This window comes from Roseateles subflavus, assembly GCF_030285365.1.
Lineage (GTDB): Bacteria > Pseudomonadota > Gammaproteobacteria > Burkholderiales > Burkholderiaceae_C > Roseateles_B > Roseateles_B subflavus.
Window position 1 is genome coordinate 1 of record NZ_JASVDS010000014.1, and the last position, 4,313, is coordinate 4,313.

The following is a 4,313-nucleotide window of genomic DNA, read 5'->3' on the forward strand; positions in this document are numbered from 1 at the left end:
CAGGATCGAGAGCATCTTCCTGCACGAGCAAAGGTGCTTCTCGCCAGACGACCTGCACGGGCTCGTCCAGGCCTTCCCAGTGCAGCGCGGTGCGCAGCACGTCGTGGCGTTGCACGACCTGGCTCAGGGCCTGCACGAAGCGGTCCAGCTTGTCCCGCTCCTGGAAGCTGAAGAGCACGTCCTGCAGGTACACATCGCCCTGCGCCGCCATCAGGTGATGGAACAGCATGCCTTCCTGCAGCGGTGCCAGGGGGTAGATGTCCTGCACATTGGCGGCGCCGCCCGGCACGCGGGCCACGATGGCGTCAAGCTGTGCCTCGGTCAGCGTCACCAGCGGCAACATCTGCGGCGTGATGTGGGTCGCTCCCTCGGGGATGGCGTTGGGCGGGACCTCGACCTCGCGGAGCTGCTCGGAGCTGCCTTGCAACCCCTGAGCCAGCTGCGCCAGGCTGGGTGTGCTGAACAGCGCTCGCACGTCGCTGGCCAGACCGGCCTGGCGCATGCGCTCGATCAGCGTCACGGCCAGCAGCGAATGCCCGCCTAGCTCGAAGAAGTTGTCAAGACGACCCACGCGCGGCAGCTGCAGCACTTCGGCCCACAGGTCTGCCAGCCGTGCTTCAACGCTGCCCTGCGGCGCCTCGTACGCGCGAAGCGCGTGGTCATGGCCTTGCGGCGCAGGGAGCGCCCGGCGATCCAGCTTGCCGTTGGGTGTCAGGGGCAGCGCCGCCAGGCGCACGAAGGCGCTGGGCACCATGTAGCCGGGCAGCTCCCGCTCCAGCCCCTGGCGAAGCGCCTCCACCGCCCGTGTGTCCTCCCCCACCACGTAGGCCACCAGGCGCTTGTGCCCCGGCTCGTCCTCGCGAGCCAACACCACGGCTTCGCGCACGCCAGGCTGCGCCAGCAAGCGCGCCTCGATCTCGCCCAGCTCAATGCGGTAGCCTCGCAGCTTCACCTGCGCGTCGTTGCGGCCTACATACTCCAGCACCCCATCCTCACGCCAGCGCACCAGGTCGCCGGTGCGGTACATCCGCCCTGCCCCGCCCTGCGCCTCCTGCACGAAGGGATCGGCCAGGAAGCGCTCCTGCGTCAGCTCCGGCCGGCGGAGGTAGCCTTGCGCCACCCCGGCACCGCCAATGAAAAGCTCGCCCACGACACCGGGCGGAACCAGGCGCTGCTGCGCGTCCAGCACATACAGACGGACATTGCTCAGCGCATGGCCGATGTTCGGCGCGCTGTCCGCGGCAATCAGCGCCGCCGTGCTGTCCACGGTGCATTCCGTAGGACCGTAGACATTGAACGCCCGGGTGCCAGGCAAGGCGGCCAGTTGCTGCCACAGCGGCTCATCGATGGCTTCTCCACCAATCAGCAGCAGCGCGGGACGGTGGAACTCGCCCTGCGACCACCCCTGTGCCAGCAGCAGCTTCATCTGCGTCGGCGTTGCATCAAGCACATCGATGGACTGGTCGATCAGGAACTGCTCCAGCGCCTGAGCATCGGTGCGGACCTCCTCCGGCACCACGATCAGCGCGTGGCCCGCCATGAGCTGGCAGAGCTGCTGCACCGAGGCATCGAAGCTCATGGGGGCATTCAAGCTCATGCGCAAGGGGCGATCCAGACCCAGGCGCTGGCTCAAGGCCTGCTGAAGGTTGAGCACTGCGCGGTGGCTCACCATCACGCCCTTGGGCATGCCGGTGGACCCGGAGGTGAAGATCACGTAGGCGAGCGATGAAGGCGCCGTCACCGTCACCGGCGCACGGGATGCAGTGGTCCAGGGCCCCACGGCGCCATCCGCCAGGACGAGGCGGTCACAGCCGGTCGGCAAGATCGGCGCCCCGGACGCGTCCGGGGCTTGAAGAATCAGGACAGGCTCAATGTCCTGCAGCAGGTACTGCAGGCGCTGGGCGGGTTGGCCGGCATCCAGCGGCACATAGACGGCGCCAGCCTTGAGGACGGCCAGCATGGCCAGGACCATGGACACGCTGCGAGGCAGTGCCAAGGCCACGAACTTGCCTGGCGCCACACCGCGATCGATCAGATGGCGGGCCAGTTGGTTGGACTGCTCGTCCAGCGCCCGGTAGCTCAGCTGATGCTCGCCGAACTGCACGGCCAGGGCCTCCGGCGTGCGGGCGGCCTGTTCGCTGAAGCGCTGGTGGATCAGACCGACCGGCAGCTCGCCCACCGGGGCATTGAACTGCTCGAGCAGCAAGCGCTGCTGCGAAGGCGACAGCAGGCTGATGGCATCGATGGACTGGGTGCTGTCCGCGACCATGGCGCGCAGAACGCACAGGACATGGTCCCAGAATCGGCGCAAGGTCGTCGGCTTGAACAGCGCCTTCGCATAGTTCAGATGCCCCGCCAGGCAGCCTGCGTGCTCGCCGATCTCCAGCGACAGGTCGAACTGCGCCTTGCGCAGCTCGGTGCCGAGTCCCTCCACGAGCAGCCCGCCCTCGAACTGAAGATCGCCGTCGGGCATGTCCTGCCAGGACAGCATGACCTGGACCAGCGGGGTGTGGGCGGTCGAGCGCGGCGGCTGCAGGGCCTCCACCACTTGCTCGAAAGGCATGTCCTGGTGTTGCTGGCCCGACAGCACCTGGCGCCGGACCTGCGCGAGCAGGGCATTGACCGACGGATTCCCCGAGAGATCCAGACGGATGGCCATCGTGTTGACAAAGAGGCCGATCAGCCCTTCGAACTCTGTCCGCGGCCGATTCGACAGCGGCGTTCCGATCACCACATCCTCATGGCCGGAAAGCCGCCCCAGGACCAGCCCCCAAGCGGCCAGGACCACCATGTAGAGCGTCACGCCCTGCTGATGGCCCAGTTGGCGAAGCGCGTGAACCAGGTCGGCATCGACCTCCACCGCTTCGCTGCCCCCCGTGTAGTCCTGCATCGCCGGCCGGGGATGGTCGTAGGGCAAGGTCAGCAGCGCGGGCGCACCCGTCAAGGTGTCGACCCAGTAGCGGCGCTGCACATCAGCCTGCCGCTCCAGCCAGTGGCGTTGCCACAGTGCGTAGTCGGCATACTGCAGCGGCAGCAGCGGCAGCGCTGACTGCGTCCCTTTCAGTGCGGATGCATAGAGGGCCAACAACTCACGCATGAGCACCCCCATGGACCAACCGTCGGCGGCAATGTGGTGGAGTGTGAGCAGCAGTGCGTGGTCTTCGGCCGATACCCTCAGCAGCTTGGCGCGGAGCAGAGGCGTGGTCCGGAGATCGAAAGGTATGCCGGCCTCCTCTTCAGCAAGCTGGCGCAGCGCTTCGGTGGACGACCCGGGCAGGTCGATGCGCTCCATCGGCAGCACGACGTCCGGCTCAACGCGCTGGAACAGCTGATCCTCGTCGAGCTCGAAACGGGTTCGAAGGGACTCATGACGCCTCACCACCGCCGCAAGTGCCGACGCCAAGGCCTCCTCGTTCAGAGGACCGCGCAGGCGCAATGCCAAGGGGATGTTGTAGGCAGCGTTCGCATCGGGGTCGATCTGCGCAAGCATCCACAGCCGTTGCTGGGCGAAGGAGAGCGGCAGCTTCGCGGGACGGGTGATGGAGATATCCTGGGCGGCGTCGCTCGGATGCGACTTTTCAGCGTGCGCGGCCAGCGCCGCCAGTGAAGGCCATGCAAAGACATCGGCAACCGTCACGTCCAGGCCGAGGTGTTGGCGCAGCCTGGCCACCAGCTGCATGACCAGCAGCGAATGACCACCCAGCTCGAAGAAGTTGTCATGCCGCCCCACGCGGGGCAGCTGCAGCAGCTCGGCCCACAGCGCGGCCAGTTGTTCTTCCAGCTCGCCTTGCGGGGCCTCATAGCCCCGGGCGACCAGCGCCTCCTGGTCCGGCGCCGGCAAAGCCTTGCGATCCAGCTTGCCGTTGGCCGTCAGCGGCAAGGCCTGCAGCTGGACGAAGGCGCTGGGCACCATGTAATCGGGCAGTTCTGCGGACAGATGCTCGCGAAGATCCTGCGGCGACAAGGGCTGCTCGCCCTCTCCCAGCGTGTAATAGGCCACCAGGCGCTTGTGCCCCGATTCCGCTTGGTCCACCACAACGGCGGCCTGCGCCACCGCCGGATGCTCCTGCAGCCGGTTCTGCACCTCACCGGGCTCCACGCGGAAGCCCCGCAGCTTGACCTGCTGGTCGCGCCGGCCCATGAACTCCAGCGTGCCGTCCTCGCGCCAGCGACCCAGGTCGCCGCTGCGATACAGCCGCTGGCCGGGCTTGAACGGATGCGCGATGAAGGCCTGCGCCGTCAGCTCGGGCTGGTTCAGATAGTCCAGCGCCAGGCCCTGCCCGCCGATGCAGATCTCGCCGATGGCCCCGCGC

At 67.5% G+C, this 4,313-nt stretch carries 1 protein-coding gene; it reads right to left on the reverse strand.

Translation table 11 applies throughout. From position 1 onward, the window contains the following. A partial coding sequence (locus QRD43_RS22630; protein ID WP_285984785.1) for an amino acid adenylation domain-containing protein occupies positions 1 to 4,313 on the reverse strand: 4,313 nt, incomplete at both ends.